Genomic DNA, 14760 nt, shown 5'->3' on the forward strand with positions numbered 1-14760 from the left:
CACAACTCCACAGGCGTCGAGCACGATACGCTCGAGGCGAGAGCCTGAGGAAACGGGTGCCGCTGCCCTTCCCCTTCACGCGCGCGGCCGTACTGGCGGCAAGCATCGCCGTGCTGGCAATTCCCGTCACGGCGGGATCGCAGCAGGCGGAAGGCGTGCTGACGATCGATGTCGGCAACGTGCGCGTCGCGCGCGGCACCGTGCATATCGACATCTGCCCGCAGGCGCAGTTCCTCAAGGACAACTGCCCTTGGGCGGCCGACGCCCCCGCGCAAGTGGGCGTGACCCGGCTGGTGGTGCGGCACCTGCCGCCGGGCCGCTATGCCGCGCAGGCCTTTCTTGACGAGAACAACAACAAGGAAGTCGATCGCGCGCTGTTCGGCATCCCGAAGGAAGGCGTCGGTTTCTCCAACGACGCCAAGATCGGCTTCGGTCCGCCGAAGTTCGCCGACGCGGTGTTCACCTTCAACGGCCCGTCGCAAGCGATCCGTTTCAATCTCCGCTATTTCCTAGGTGCCAAAGGCCCGCCGGCAAGACGCTGACCATGCGCCCTACCCCCACCTCCCTCGTTACGGCGAGCGTTCGCCGGCCCTGGCTCACGCTTGCGATCGGCCTCGTACTCGCGCTGGGCTCGCTGTTCGTCAACGCCCAGCGCATGGCGATGACCACCGACACCGCGGCGCTCATCTCGTCATCAGTGGAGTGGCGCCAGCAGGAACAGCGCATGGAAGCGGCGTTCCCGCAATTGCGCGACGCCATGCTGATCATCGTCGATGGCGACACGCCCGAGCGCGCCGAGGGCGCCACGGTGCAACTGGCGGCGAAGCTGGCGGAAGACAGCGCCCATTTCCGCCGCGTCACCCGGCCTGACGGCGGCGATTTCTTCGCCCGCGAAGGCCTGCTCTACGGTTCGACTGACGAAGTCCGTAGCGCCACCCGGGCGATGGTCGATGCCCAGCCCCTGCTCGGCCCGCTGGCCGCCGACCCCAGCCTGCGCGGCGTTTCGGGCGCGCTTTCGACCATGCTCGATGGCGTCGACGCCGGCGAAACCTCGCTCCCTCGCGTTAGCAAGCCGTTCAAGGCGCTGACTAGCGCGATCAACGGATCGCTCGACGGCAAGAAGCCCGGCTTTTCGTGGCAGAAGCTCTTTGCGGAGGATGGCAGCGCGGTCGCGCCCCCCACGCGCCGCCTGATCCTGGTGCAACCGGTGCTCGACCATTCCGCGCTGATGCCCGGCGAAGCGGCGAGCGCGGCGGTGCAATCCGCCGCCAAGGCGCTCTCGCTCGACTCGGCACATGGCGTTTCGGTCAAGCTCACCGGCGAAGTGCCGCTGGCGGACGAGGAGTTCGCCACGCTGCAGGAGAACATCGGGCTGGTCGCGATCGTCATGCTAGGGGCGATGCTGCTGACGCTGTGGCTGGCCACGCGCTCGGTCAAGCTGGTCGGCGCGATCATGATCACGATCATCGCCGGGCTTATCGTCACCACGGCGGTCGGCCTGCTGGCGATCGGGCGGTTCAACCTGATTTCGGTGGCCTTCATCCCGCTGTTTGTCGGGCTGGGCGTCGATTTCGGCATCCAGATCTGCGTGCGCTACAACGCGGAGCGCGCCGAAGGCGCCGAACCGGCCGCCGCGCTGCGCCAGGCCGCCGCCGCGCTCGCCGCGCCGCTAACGCTCGCGGCTGGCGCGATCTTCCTGGGCTTTGGCGCCTTCCTGCCCACCGCCTATGTCGGCATCGCCGAACTCGGCGTGATCGCGGGCCTTGGCATGGTGGTGGCGCTGCTGTTCAGCCTGACGCTGCTGCCGGCTCTGGTCCTGCTGCTGAAGCCCGGCAGCCCGCGCGGCGACGTAGGCTTTGCGCAGCTTGCCCCGGCCGATCGTTTCCTCGAACGGCGGCGCGGCGCGGTGCTGTGGGCGTTCACGCTCGCCATGGCCGCCAGCATCGCGACGCTGCCGTGGGTGGCGTTCGACTTCAATCCGCTGCACCTGCGCGATCCCGAAGCCCCCGCCATGCGCGCACTGGGTGACCTGACGCGCGATCCGGACCGGACGCCCAACACCATCGACGTGCTGGCGCGCAACGCAGACGAAGCACGCCAACTTACGCAGAAGCTGGCCAAGCTGCCCGAAGTGGCCCGCGTGATCTCGGTCGACAGCTTCGTGCCGGAGGATCAGGCACCCAAGCTGGCGCTGGTGCAGGATGCCTCGACGCTGCTCGATCTTACGCTCAACCCCTTCGACATCACCCCACCTCCGGGCGATGCCGAGATGCAGGCGGCCGTCTCGGCCACCGCGCAACGCTTGCAGACCGTTGCCGCCAAACATCCCGGCGCCGAGGGAGCGGACGCCCGCGCACTGGCCACGGCGTTCGATCGGCTGACCAAGGCCACGCCGGCGCAGCGCGAACAGGTCAACGCCATGCTGTCGCAACCGCTCGGCGTGATGCTCGACCAGATGCGCCTGGCATTGCAGGCGGCTCCCGTCGACCGGGCCAGCCTTCCCGCAGAGATCACGCGCGACTGGATCGCACCCGATGGCCGCGTGCGCCTGCAGGTATTCCCCAGCGGCAATGCCAACGACAACCGCGTGATCCACCGCTTCCGCGATGCGGTGGCAGCGGTGACGCCGGCAATCTCGGGCCTGCCGGTGGCAACGCAGGCCGCCGCCTCGACTGTGGCCGGCGCGTTCGTGCAGGCCGGCGTGATCGCGTTCCTGCTGGTCAGCGTGCTGCTGTTCCTCGTGCTGCGTGACGCAAAGGAAGTGGCCTTCACGCTGGCGCCCGTGGTGCTGTCGATCTTCCTGACGCTGGGCAGCTGCGTGGTGATCGGCCAGCCGATCAACTTCGCCAACATCATCGCCTTCCCGTTGCTGTTCGGCGTGGGCGTGGCGTTCCACATCTATTTCGTGATGGCCTGGCGCGATGGCGCGACCGGGCTGCTGCAATCGAGCCTGGCTCGCGCCGTGCTGTTCAGTGCCTTCGCCACCGGCACCGCGTTCGGCAGCCTGTGGCTGTCGCACCACCCCGGCACGGCGAGCATGGGCAAGATCCTGATGATCTCGCTGATCTGGACGCTGATCTGCGCGCTGGTATTCGAACCGGCGCTGCTCGGCCCGCCTCGCGCGAAAGCCCAACCGCGCGCAAAAGCGAAGCGCGGTTAAGGCTGCGGCGCGGGCGTCGCTTCCGGATCGTCCAGCGGATCGCGTAACTCGGGCGCGTCGGACTGAGGCGCCGGCGGTTCGGGCTGCGTGCCGGTCAGTTCCGGATCGTTCAGCGGATCGGTCAGTTCCGGCGCGGCCTGCTGGGGAGCGGTTGCGGCATGCCCCTTGGCTTCCTCGACCTCGGCCGCGCGATTCTGGAGATAGACCGAACGCAGGGTGGCATAGGGATCGACCGCGCCATCGAACAGCGCGCGCAAATCCGCGTCCGATTCGGCGCGCAGGTCCAGCCCGCCAATGCCGCCGGTGATCAGCTGGTATTCCATCGAATTGAACGGCTTGCCCGCGACCAGCGGCAGGAGCGCATCGTCGGCCGAATTGCCCAGCAGGTCGCGCAGCGTGGTGGGGCCGATGAACGGCAGGAAGATGTATGGCCCCGGCCCCACGCCATAGAACGCCAGCGTCGTGCCGAATCCGTTGGGGCGATGCGGCAGCTTGAAGTCCTTGGTCTTGGCCACATCGAACAGCCCGCCAACGCCGAATGTCGAATTGACCACGAACCGGCCGAGCGTTTCAACCGCCTTGCCCGGTTTGCCCTGAAGCAGGAAGTTCACGAAGATGAAGGGTTCGGTAAGATTGCTGAGCGCGTTGCGCAGGCCCGAACGCAAGGGCCGGGGCACCACCTGCTTGTAGCCCATCGCCGCGGGGCGGAAGACGGCGTGATCGATCCCCTGGTGAATGCCGAACATCGTCCGGTTGAAGCCTTCGAGCGGATCGCCCTTGGCGTGATGGTGGCGTTCTTCAGCGGGTTGCGTCGCCGGGACCGTCGCATCCTGCCGCTGTGCGGGAGACGCGAGAACCACGGGAGACGCAGACACCGGGTCCGCCGCGCCCGATACCACCGGGCCGGCAATCGCCTGCTGCGGCACCGGCATCGCCGGCTCGGCCGTAACCGGCGCGAATGCCAGCGCCGCGGGAACAAGCAATGGCGAGATCAACTATTTATCACCTCTGGCAGCGATCGCATCCATGTGCGCGACCAGCGAACGCGCGCCCCCGCGTTGCAGGATGGAGGCAAAATCGGAACGTCGCGTCGCGATCTGGCTGATTGCATTGCGATAGAAAACATCGACGATCCTCCAGCTACCGCCATTCTGCCGCAGCCTGTAGCTGATCGCGACCGGCGCCTGCTTCGGCACATTCAGCGTCGTCCGCACCAGCTTGTCGGTGCCTCGCACCTGAACATTGGGATCGATGGTGAAGCTTTCCCCGGACCAGCTATCGAAATTGCGGGCATATTGGGCCACGGTCATGCGCCGGAACGCCGCCGTCAGCGCCTGCTGGTCGGCCGGCGCGATGGTGGTCCAGGCCGGGCCGACCGAAAGGCGGGTCATCAGCGGAAGGTCGAAGGTCCGGTCCACGACCGGGCCGATTGCCGCCGATCGTGACGAAATGGTGCCGCCGGCGCGCATGATTCTGATCAGTCCGTCGTTAAGCTGCTGCACGGTGGCGCGCGCCGGATCGACGGACTGGGCCGAAGCCATGGCCGGCAACAAAGGCGCGATAACCAGCGCAGCAAGGATCGGACGATGCATTTTGAACTCCTGATATTCCGGTTCGCTTATCGCGTCAGCGCGGCAGCCGTCTACCGCGAACGCACAAAGGCGGTACCTTTCTGCGCAAGAACGCTCTATGAACGGTTCGGGACCACTTTCGCGAGCTGCACCTAAGCATTATCATGTTAGCAGCCGCACAATGAATAAGGCTTTTCCGGATAATCGAATGCCAGGTCCCGTCCATTCGCTGAATATCATTCTCGCCAATCCCCGCGGCTTCTGCGCCGGGGTAACGCGCGCCATCGACATCGTGGAGAAAAGCCTCGAACGCTTCGGCGCGCCCGTCTATGTGCGGCACGAAATCGTTCACAACAAGCACGTGGTCGAACAGCTCAAGGCCAAGGGCGCGGTCTTTGTCGACGAACTGTCGGATATTCCGGCGGGCGCGATGACGATTTTCAGCGCCCACGGCGTCGCCCGCACGGTGGAGGAAGAGGCAAAGATCCGGCAGTTGCCCGTGATCGATGCCACCTGCCCGCTGGTGACCAAGGTCCATAGTCAGGGGCGGCGCTATGCGCGGGCCGGGCGGACGCTGGTGCTGATCGGCCATGCCGGGCACGCCGAAGTGATCGGCACGATCGGGCAGATCGATTCGCCAGTCCATCTCGTGTCGACCGCGGACGACGTCACCGCGCTGCCGATCGCCCAGGATCAGCCGATCGCCTATATCACCCAGACGACGCTCAGCGTGGACGATACGCGCACCGTCATCGCTGCGCTGCACCAGCGTTTCAGCGATGTCGCCGGGCCGGATGTGGACGACATCTGCTACGCCACGCAGAACCGGCAGACCGCCGTGCGGAAACTGGCCACGCTCAGCGACGTGCTGATCGTGGTCGGCGCGCGCAACAGCTCCAATTCCTCGCGTTTGCGGGAGATCGGTGCCGAACTCGGCGTGCGGAGCTACCTTGTCGACAACGGCGACGATATCGATCCGGCATGGCTGGAAGGTGTCGGCACCGTTGGCGTCACCGCCGGCGCTTCGGCCCCGGATGTACTGGTGGACAGCGTGATCACCGCCCTTGGCCGGTTGCGCCCCGTCACCGTCTCGCAACTCGATGGCGTAAGGGAAGACATTGAGTTCAGTCTGCCTTCTGCGCTACGACGTCCCGCGCCCGCGATCCCCAGGGCCGCTGAATAGGAATATTGATGAGCCTTCCGCTCTCCCAGGTCGCCCGTATCGGCGCCTATACGCTTCGCCAGCACATCAAGGGTGGCAAATACCCCCTGGTTCTCATGCTGGAACCGCTGTTCCGCTGCAATCTCGCCTGCCCGGGCTGCGGCAAGATCGATTACCCTGACGCCATCCTCAACCAGCGGCTCAGCTTCGAGCAGTGCATGGAAGCGATCGAGGAATGCGGCGCGCCGGCCGTGTCGATCGCCGGGGGCGAACCCCTTTTGCATCGCGACATGCCGCGCATCGTCGAAGGCTATATCGCGCGCAAGAAGTTCGTGATTCTCTGCACCAACGCGCTGCTGCTCAAGAAGAAGATCGACGACTACAAGCCGTCCCCGTTCTTCACCTGGTCGATTCACCTCGATGGCGACAAGCAGATGCACGACCACGCGGTCGATCTGCCCGGCACCTACGAGGTCGCGCTGGAAGCGATCGAGTTGGCCAAGTCCAGGGGCTTCCGCGTCCAGGTCAACTGCACCGTGTTCGATGGCGCCGATCCGGATCGCCTGGCCGCCTTCTTCGACGAGATGAAGAGCCGCGACGTGGAGATCACGGTTTCGCCGGGCTACGCCTATGAACGCGCGGCCAACCAGGAGCACTTCCTCAACCGCGAACGCACCAAGCAGTTCTTCCGCGACGTGTTCAGCCGGGGCAACAAGGGCAAGAACTGGGCCTTCACCAATTCGCCGCTGTTCCTCGATTTCCTGGCCGGCAACCAGACTTACGAATGCACGCCGTGGTCGATGCCGCTGCGCACCGTGTTCGGCTGGCAGAAGCCCTGCTACCTGCTGGGCGAAGGCTATGTCGACAGCTTCCGCGAACTGATGGAAGGCACCGACTGGGAAAAGTACGGCGTCGGCAAGTACGAGAAGTGCTCGAACTGCATGACGCATTGCGGCTTCGAAGGCACCGCCGCCACCGACGCGATCCGCCATCCGCTGAAGATGATGCAGGTCGCGCGCAAGGGCGTGAAGACCGATGGGCCGATGGCTCCTGAAGTCGATCTCTCGAAGGCGCGCCCCGCCGACGACGTCTATTCAAGCCACGTCGAGCGCGAACTCGCCAAGATCAAGGCCGAAAACCCCGCCGCGGCCAAGCGCGTGGTGAACGCGGCCTAGCGTCCGGAACGCCAGCCCGGCGTGGCGGCTCGTGCGGATCAGCGCGGGCAATTGCGCCGGGTTCCGGGCGAGCGAGGCCAGCACCGCGCCCAGCGCCACGCTCCCATCGGGCTTCATGCCGATTTGCGCCGCCGGCGGCAGCGCTTCGTGGGCGCTATCGGAAATGACCCGCACCGCCGCAAACGGCAGGCCACGTCGCGCCGCCACGCGCGCGGCGACATGGCTTTCCATATCGACGGCCAGCGCGCCGGTTTCGGCCCGCAAGGCCCGTTTGCCCGCCACCGTCGGCGTCATGACGTCACGCCCGGCGACCGCGCCCACGACCGCTTCCGGCAGGATCGCGCGCAGTTTTTCGACCACCGCCGCATCGCCATCGAGCACGACGTCCCCAACCTTCAAAGCTGGATCGAGCGCTCCGGCGATGCCGCTGGACAGGATCACGGCGGGGAACAACTCCGCCCTATCGTCCAGTTCGCGCTCCAGACGGACGACATCCCCGCCGCCGGCAATGATGTGAAACGCCCCGCCGCGCCGGATCAGGTCCGCTTCGCGCTTCAGGCCACAGGCGACGATCCAGTTCACCGCAGCTCGGTCACATGCCGAACGCCACCTGCCGCGTGTTCGACCGCTTGAGGTTGCGATAGCGCGCCACGGCCCACAGCGGGAAATACTTCGGGTATCCGTGATAGCGCAGGTAGAACACGCGCGGGAAACCGCCGCCGGTGTAGTATTCCTGCCCCCACAGGCCATCGGCCTCCTGGTTTGCGACAAGCCAGTCCACGCCGCGTTCAACGGCTTCCGAATCGGCCTCGCCCGCCGCCATCAGGCCCAGCAGCGCCCAGGCGGTCTGCGAAGCGGTGGACGGCGCGGGAACATGGCCCTTGCGATCGAGCGCATAGCTGTCGCAATCCTCGCCCCAGCCGCCGTCCGGATTCTGGATCGCCTTGAGCCAGCCGACCGCCCGCGCCACCGCCGGGTCGTCCGCCGGCAGTCCCGCCGCGTTGAGCGCGCACAGCACCGACCACGTGCCGTAGATATAGTTCACGCCCCAGCGGCCGAACCAGCTGCCCTCCGGCTCCTGCTCCTTGCGCAGATAGGCGATCGCGGCAGCCATGCGCGGGCTGTCCAGCCCCTCGCCCAGTTGCGCCAGCATCGAGACGCAGCGCGCCGAAACGTCGGCCGTGGGCGGATCGAGCAAGGCGCCATGGTCCGCGAAGGGCAGGTTGTTGAGGTAATCGTAGTCGTTGTCCGCGTCGAACGCGCCCCAGCCGCCGTTCCTCGATTGCAGGCCGACGGTCCATTCCACGCCGCGATCGATCGGCATTCGGTCCGCCACCTGCGCGCGGTCCATCGCCATCACCACCACGGCCGTATCGTCGAGGTCGGGATAGTGCGCGTTGTTGTACTGGAACGCCCACCCGCCAGGCCGCACGCCGGGGCGCTCCTCCGCCCAGTCGCCTTCCACGTCGAGCACTTGCCGAGGCTTGAGCCAGTCGAGCGCCGCTTCCGCGCGCGCCACGTTGTCTGCCCCGCCCGCTTCCAGCATTGCATGCGCGGCCAGCGCGGTATCCCACACCGGGGAAACGCAGGGCTGGCAATAGGCTTCGTCCTCATGGATCACGAGCAGGTTCTCGACCGACTGGCGGGCGATGGCCCGCGCCGGGTGATCCTCGGGATAGCCCAGCACGTCGTACATCATCACGCTGTTGGCCATGGCGGGGTAGATCGCGCCCAGCCCGTCCTCGCCGTTGAGCCGCTCGGTCACCCACGCTGCGCACGTATCGATCGCGCGCTGGTGCAGCGTTCTGGGCCAACGCCCCTCGGCCACCTTCAATACCTTGTCGAGCGCGTTGAAGCTCTTGGTCCACACCCACTTGGGGTCCGCCGCCTGCGTCTTCCGGTCGATCGGCCGGCGCGTGTAGAGTTCGTCCACCTTGATGCCCCTGGCGTTGCGCGCCACCGGCTTCTTCGCGCACAGCACCAGCAGGGGCACGACCACCGTGCGCGCCCAGTACGACATCTTGGACAGATGGATCGGGAACCAGCGCGGCAGCAGGATCAGTTCGGGCGGCATCGTCGGCACGACCGACCACGGCCCGGCATCGAACAGGGCCAGCTGGATGCGCGTGAAGACGTTGACCGCCTCCGCCCCGCCGGCCTTATGCACAGCCTCGCGCGCCCGCACCATGTGCGGCGCAGCGGGATCGTCGCCGATCATCTTGAGCGCGTAATAGGCCTTCACCGTGGCGCTGACATCGAACGCGCCCTTGTGGAACAGGCCCCAGCCGTGATGCTCGGCGGACTGGGTCCGCCGCAGATAGCGGCCGATCTTCGCTTCCAGCTCCTCCGCGACCGGCTCGCCGAGGTAGTGCCGGAGCAGGACGTATTCGGCCGGAATGGTGCAATCGGCTTCCAGCTCGAACACCCAGTGGCCATCGGCGCGCTGCGCACCGGACAGCGCCGAAGCGGCACGGTCCACCGCCGCGTCAACGGCCGCGAGCGGATCGGTCATTGTCGAAAGCGTTGCCATGGGCGTCCTCTTAACGTTGCGCGGCAGCAACCGCCAGCCGTGCGGCGGTCTCGCCGGATCGCAAAGCGCCCTCGATCGTCGCGGGCAGGCCGGTCTGCGTCCAGTCACCGGCCAGGAACAGGTTGGTCCAGCGGGTCCGCGCCGGAGGACGCTTGGCGTCCTGCGCGGGCGTGGCGGAAAAGGTCGCGCGCTTTTCCTTGACGATCTGCCATTTCGGCAAGGGCGCGGCAAAGCCATAGGCGCGCTGGATCTCGTCCCAGAAGCGCCGGGCCAGAGCCTCGCGATCCTCGTCGACGATGGCGTCGGCGGCCGAAACGGTCACCGAAATGCGATCGGGGAAGGCGAACAGCCACTGCGCCGTCGCGCCCAGCACGCCCAGCATCGGCGGCGCGCCCGGCGGCGGCGGCAAGGCGAAATGCGCGTTGACGATCGCGTGGAAGGCATCGGGCGCGTCGATCCCGGGCAGCAGCGCCCGCGCCACCCAGGGCGGCACGGCGAGCACCACGGTTTCATCCTCGCCGACCGCTTCCGGCCCGTTGCCCCAGTCGAGCGCGACGACACGGTCGCCCTCCGTCACGATGGCCCGCAACCGGCGCCCCAGCGCAACCGGCGCGCCGCGCGCGGCCAGCCACGCCGTCGCCGGATCGATGAACGCCGCCGCCAGGGTCGGTTCTGCGATGCGCGGCAGGCTGGCCCTGCCCCCCCGTGCCAGCGATTCGCGCACCACGCCGGCGGTCAGCCGCGCCGATCCGATCGCGGGATCGGTGTTGAGCACCGCCAGCAGCACCGGTTCGAGCAGGCGCTCCCACAAGGCGCCGCTGACCGGCACGCGCTCACCCACCGTCTGCTCCGCCTTGCCCGAAAGGAGGCGGGCAAGCGCGAGATAATCGGACGGCCCCGTCCCCGGCACGCGCCGGTTCTTGGCCAGCACCCACCACGGCATCGCACCATCGTTGATGCGGATCGTCCAGCGCTCGCCCGTGGCAAGGTCCGCGAAGGCGAAATCCGCCTGCGCCGGCCCGGCCAGCGGCTCGCGCGCACCGACCGTCGCCCGGAACCGCGCGACCGCGGTGTTGCCGGCAAGGACAAGGTGGTTGCCGTTGTCGATCGTCAGCCCCAGCTGCGGATCGTGATAGGACCGGCAGCGCCCGCCGGCCTGCGCCGCCGAATCCGCGATGCGCACGGCAAAGCCGGCTTCCGCCAGCCGCACGGCGGCGGACAGGCCCGCCAGCCCTGCCCCGGCGACGATCGCCTTGCGCGCGCTCATCCTGTCACCAGCAGGCGCAGCACCGTCCAGATGACCGCCAGCTTGTTGGTCCGCACGCGCCGGCGCGGCGGTGCCCAGCCCACGCGCTCCATCCGCCGCAGCACGCCCGCATAGGCGTGTTCCATCAGACGCGGCGCGATCAGGTGCCCTTTCGGCCTGGTCGCCAGCAGGGCCGCCGCCTCGCGGTAATGCCGGTGCGCCCGCGCCGCCACGCGCCGCGCCGCTGCGTCCATGCGCGGATCTGCGGCGACCTGCAGGGGCGTTTCGGGCACGATCCCCGCTTCGGCCAGCGCTTCGGCGGGAATATAGACGCGGCCGATTGCCGCATCCTCGTCGATATCGCGCAAGATGTTGGTCAGTTGCAGCGCCCGGCCAAGATGGTGCGCCAGCACCACGCCAGGTTCGCGCTCCATGCCGAAAATATGGACCGAGAGCCGCCCCACCGCCGACGCCACCTGGTCGCAATAAAGATCAAGCTCGGCTTCCGTCGGCCAGCGGACATCGTGATCGACATCGGTCGCCATGCCGTCGATCACCGCCTCGAAGTCCGCCCGCTCCAGCGCAAAGCGCCGCACCGGTTCGGCCAGGAACGCCGCCTGCCCGGCATCGCCGCCGGCATAGAGCGCGTCGAGATCGTGCCGCCACCGGTCGAGCTGCGCCCGGCGCGTGGTCCGGTCACCCTGCTGGTCGTCGGCGATGTCGTCCACGATCCGGCAGAAGTCATAGACCGCGTACATCGCCTCGCGCTCGGCCTTGGGCAGCACGCGCATCCCGGCGTAGAACGAACTGCGCGCGGCGGCAGGCGCGCCAGGCACGGTATTGACGGCGCTATCGCTCATGCCACCCGCCGGAACAGCGTGGGGATCGCCGCGCCCAGCGCCATGAACAGCGCTTCGGCCTTGCCGTGGTGGACGCGCTCGCTCAGCGGATCGCGCTGTTCGAGACGATCACAAAGATCACGCGCAAGCCTATGAATGACGGCCACTTCCGCCGCCAGCCGGCGATCTCGGATCATTGCGGAAAAGCCCGCCGCCTCGTCGAGCAGCCCGCGCGTGCGCCGCGCTAGCCCGGCGATGATCGCCCGCAGTTCCGCAGTGGCCCGGTCTGCCGCCAGATCCTCGACCCTCAGACCGGTGTCGAGCGGGATATAGACCCGGTTGATCGTGCGGTAATCCTTCCCGCAATCCTGCAGGTGGTTGACGATCTGCAAGGCCGCGCACAGCGCGTCATTGGCCGCCCATGTCGCCCGGCTTTCGCCATGCACGTCGAGCACGAAGCGCCCGACAGGCATCGCCGAATAGCGGCAATAGCCGATCAGATCGTCCCAGTCGGCATAGCGGTTGACCGTCACGTCGCGTTCGAAGGCGTTGAGCAGATCGTGCGCGTTGACCGGGTCGATCGACCGCTCCGCCATCACCGCGCGCAGCGCCATGGCTTCGGGCGCACCCTCCCCGTCCAGCCCGGCGCGTAGCCGCGCCAGCCGCGCCAGCTTCTCGTCGGCGCTCGCCGTCGGATGATCGGCCACGTCGTCCGCCGCGCGCGCGAAGCGGTAATATGCCATCACCGGCGGGCGGTATTCCGGTTTGATGAGCAAGCTGGCGACGGGAAAGTTCTCGTCGCGATGCCCCTTGCCCGAAGCGAGGCCGGTGTTGTCCATCACGTTCCCGTAGCGGCCTGAGCGCGCCCTTTCCACATTCCACCACGCCCCCGGCCATGCTGCCAGGCCGAAAGCACCGTGCAGCCCGCGTAAAATGCCGCGATCACCGGCAAGGCAAGCCCCCACAGCGGGCTGCGCCGGTAGAAGCGGAGCATCGGCTGGAACGACAGCGCCATCAATCCCCACGCCGCCAAACCCAGTCCGCGCGGCAGGCCATGCCCGAACAGCGCCAAGGCCGGCGGCACGCCATAGACCAGCGCCAGCCCGACAATGGTGCCCGCCAGCAGCACCGGCGAATAGTGCAGTTGCGCGTAGGCGGAGCGCGAGATCATCGCCGCGATCGGCTCGAACCCGTCATAGGGGCGAATGCTGCGCGAGCGATCAGTCAGCCCCAGCCAGACCGGCCCCTGCTTCTTGAGCAGCGCGCCCAGCGTGCAATCGTCGATCAGCGCGCCCCGGATCGCGGCGATTCCGCCCGCGGCCTCCAAGGCCTCACGCCGCACCAGCATGCAGCCGCCCGCCGCGGCGCCCTGCCCGGTCGGCCGGTTCACGCGGCCAAAGGGATAGAGCATCTGGAAGAAGAACACGAAGGCCGGCACCAGCATCCGCTCGGCAAGGCCTTCGCAGCGCAGCTTGGCCATCAGCGTCACCAGCGCCAGCCGCCCCGCTTCGCCGCGCGTCACCAGCATCCGCAGGGTATCGGGCGCGTGTTCGATATCGGCATCGGTCAGCCAGAGATAGGCGGGGGAGGCCCCGGCGCGCGCCGCGCCCTGCGATACGGCCCAGAGCTTGCCGGTCCAGCCTTTCGCCAGCGGCGCGCCGGTCAGCACCTCCAGCCGGTCGGAACCCAGCGCGCGGGCGATATCGCCGGTGCCGTCGCTGCTCGAATCGTCGACCAGGATCACGCGGAAACGCCCCGGATAGTCCTGCGCTACCAGACTGCCGATCGACCGGGCGATCACGTCCGCCTCGTCCCGCGCGGGCACCACGGCGACGACATCGGGCCACACCGCCGGTTCCGCCGGCATCCCCAGCGTATCGCGTTCGCGCGTGAGCCAGAAGCCATGGTGCGCGAAGATCAGGCCCAGCCAGATCGCCAGCGACAGGCCGCCCAGGATCAATTCGGTCATCGGATCATGCCCGCCTGCCGGAACCATGCGATCGCGTCGCCGATCGCGCCCTGCCATGGCCGCGCGCTATAGCCGAGTTCGGCCTCTGCCTTGGCCGACGAAAAGAACATCCGGTAGCGCGACATGCGCAGCGAATCGAGCGTCAGGAACGGGTCGGAGCGCCCGGTCAGGCGACACAACGCCTCGTTCGCCCAGGCCAGCGGATAGAGCGGCCCGCGCGGCAGGCGGACCTTCGGAGCCTTGCGGCCCACCTGCCGGGCGATCTCCGCCAGCATGTCGCCCAGCATCACGTCCTCGCCGCCCAGGATATAGCGTTCCCCGATCCGCCCCCTGGCCAGCGCCAGAAGATGCCCCGCCGCCACGTCATCGACATGGACCAGGTTCAGCCCGGAATCGACGAACGCCGGCATCTTGCCGTTGGCGGCCTCCACGATCACGCGGCCGGTGGGCGTGGGCTTGACGTCGCGCGGACCGATCGGCGTCGATGGCTGGACGATCACAGCGGGCAGCCCTTCCTCGGCCACCATGCGTTCGACCAGCCGTTCGGCCACGACCTTGCTGCGCTTGTAGGCACCCACGGCTTCGTCGGGCGCGGCGGCGTTGCGTTCGTCCACCGGGCCATCATGCGACGGCTTCAGCGTGGCCACGCTGCTGGTATAGACGATCCGGCCGACCCCCGCCGCCTGCGCCGCGCGCATCACGGTGTCGGTGCTGTTGAGGTTGTTGCGGACGATTTCCTCGGGATCGGGCGCCCAAAGGCGGTAATCGGCGGCCACATGAAACAGCGTGCCCGCGCCGGTCAGCGCGCGCGCCATGCTGGCTGCGTCCCGCGCATCGCCTTCCACCAGTTCGCCCGGAAAATCCGCGAGGTTGGCGCGGGGGCTGGTGGCGCGGACGAGGCCCCGCACCTGCCAGCCCTCCGCCGCGAGCGCGCGCGCCACGGCCGAGCCGACAAATCCCGAGACGCCGGTTACCAGAACCAGACCGCGTGAATCGCTCATGGCTTCGCCCACCATGGCATCGTCCGTATCTCGCTCGCTGCAAGCATGGCCCCTCCATATGGCGGCAAGCCGTGGAGGCAAGCCCCCGGCGCGCGCTTTCCGTATAT

General features: G+C 67.8%; 13 protein-coding genes. 4 read left to right on the top strand and 9 right to left on the bottom strand.

All coding sequences use genetic code 11. The annotated features are described in order from the left end of the window. Positions 1–56: 56 nt before the first annotated feature. A complete protein-coding gene (locus B3547_RS05265) occupies positions 57–542 on the top strand; it encodes a DUF2141 domain-containing protein (protein ID WP_292960913.1) in 486 nt (161 codons plus the stop codon). Between the two features lie 2 nt (positions 543–544). Continuing rightward, positions 545–3160, top strand: a complete 2616-nt coding sequence (locus tag B3547_RS05270) for an MMPL family transporter (protein ID WP_292960915.1) — start codon at positions 545–547, stop codon at positions 3158–3160. Here B3547_RS05270 and B3547_RS05275 read toward each other — a convergent pair. Further along, positions 3157–4155, bottom strand: a complete 999-nt coding sequence (locus B3547_RS05275; protein ID WP_292960917.1) for an MlaA family lipoprotein — start codon at positions 4153–4155, stop codon at positions 3157–3159. The two genes, B3547_RS05270 and B3547_RS05275, sit on opposite strands and share 4 nt — an antisense overlap. After that, positions 4156–4752 carry an ABC transporter substrate-binding protein gene (locus B3547_RS05280; RefSeq protein WP_124807889.1) on the bottom strand — a complete coding sequence of 199 codons (597 nt, stop codon included), beginning with the start codon at positions 4750–4752 and terminating at the stop codon, positions 4156–4158. It lies immediately after the preceding gene. A 187-nt stretch (positions 4753–4939) separates the two neighbouring features. Between B3547_RS05280 and ispH the strand changes: the two genes are divergently transcribed. Together ispH and hpnH are read left to right on the top strand one after the other, a co-directional pair. Continuing rightward, complete coding sequence (gene ispH, locus B3547_RS05285; protein ID WP_292960921.1) at positions 4940–5914, top strand: 4-hydroxy-3-methylbut-2-enyl diphosphate reductase; 975 nt, start codon at positions 4940–4942, stop codon at positions 5912–5914. A gap of 8 nt (positions 5915–5922) precedes the next feature. Then, entirely contained in the window at positions 5923–7068 is a 1146-nt protein-coding gene (gene hpnH, locus B3547_RS05290) for an adenosyl-hopene transferase HpnH (protein ID WP_194920278.1), read from the top strand. Here the strand turns inward: hpnH and B3547_RS05295 are convergent. The 7 genes from B3547_RS05295 to hpnA are packed head-to-tail and all read right to left on the bottom strand — an operon-like array spanning position 6988 to position 14653. Continuing rightward, entirely contained in the window at positions 6988–7650 is a 663-nt protein-coding gene (locus tag B3547_RS05295) for a phosphorylase (protein WP_292960926.1), read from the bottom strand. The genes hpnH and B3547_RS05295 overlap by 81 nt on opposite strands. Before the next feature lie 10 nt (positions 7651–7660). Continuing rightward, complete coding sequence (shc, locus tag B3547_RS05300; protein WP_292960928.1) at positions 7661–9580, bottom strand: squalene--hopene cyclase; 1920 nt, start codon at positions 9578–9580, stop codon at positions 7661–7663. A gap of 28 nt (positions 9581–9608) precedes the next feature. Next, positions 9609–10865, bottom strand: a complete 1257-nt coding sequence (gene hpnE / locus B3547_RS05305; protein WP_292960931.1) for a hydroxysqualene dehydroxylase HpnE — start codon at positions 10863–10865, stop codon at positions 9609–9611. After that, positions 10862–11704 (bottom strand): presqualene diphosphate synthase HpnD, encoded by an 843-nt coding sequence (gene hpnD, locus B3547_RS05310; RefSeq protein ID WP_292960934.1) that lies wholly within the window; start codon positions 11702–11704, stop codon positions 10862–10864. The genes hpnE and hpnD overlap by 4 nt, the downstream gene beginning before the upstream one ends. Continuing rightward, a complete protein-coding gene (gene hpnC / locus B3547_RS05315) occupies positions 11701–12522 on the bottom strand; it encodes a squalene synthase HpnC (protein WP_292961081.1) in 822 nt (273 codons plus the stop codon). Before hpnC ends, hpnD begins: the two co-directional genes overlap by 4 nt. Further along, on the bottom strand, positions 12522–13652 hold the full coding sequence (locus B3547_RS05320; RefSeq protein ID WP_292960937.1) for a glycosyltransferase: 1131 nt from the start codon (positions 13650–13652) through the stop codon (positions 12522–12524). The genes hpnC and B3547_RS05320 overlap by 1 nt, the downstream gene beginning before the upstream one ends. Further along, complete coding sequence (hpnA, locus tag B3547_RS05325; protein ID WP_292960940.1) at positions 13649–14653, bottom strand: hopanoid-associated sugar epimerase; 1005 nt, start codon at positions 14651–14653, stop codon at positions 13649–13651. Before hpnA ends, B3547_RS05320 begins: the two co-directional genes overlap by 4 nt. Between the last annotated feature and the right edge of the window lie 107 nt (positions 14654–14760).

It is taken from the genome of Novosphingobium sp. UBA1939, assembly GCF_002336885.1.
Lineage (GTDB): Bacteria > Pseudomonadota > Alphaproteobacteria > Sphingomonadales > Sphingomonadaceae > Novosphingobium.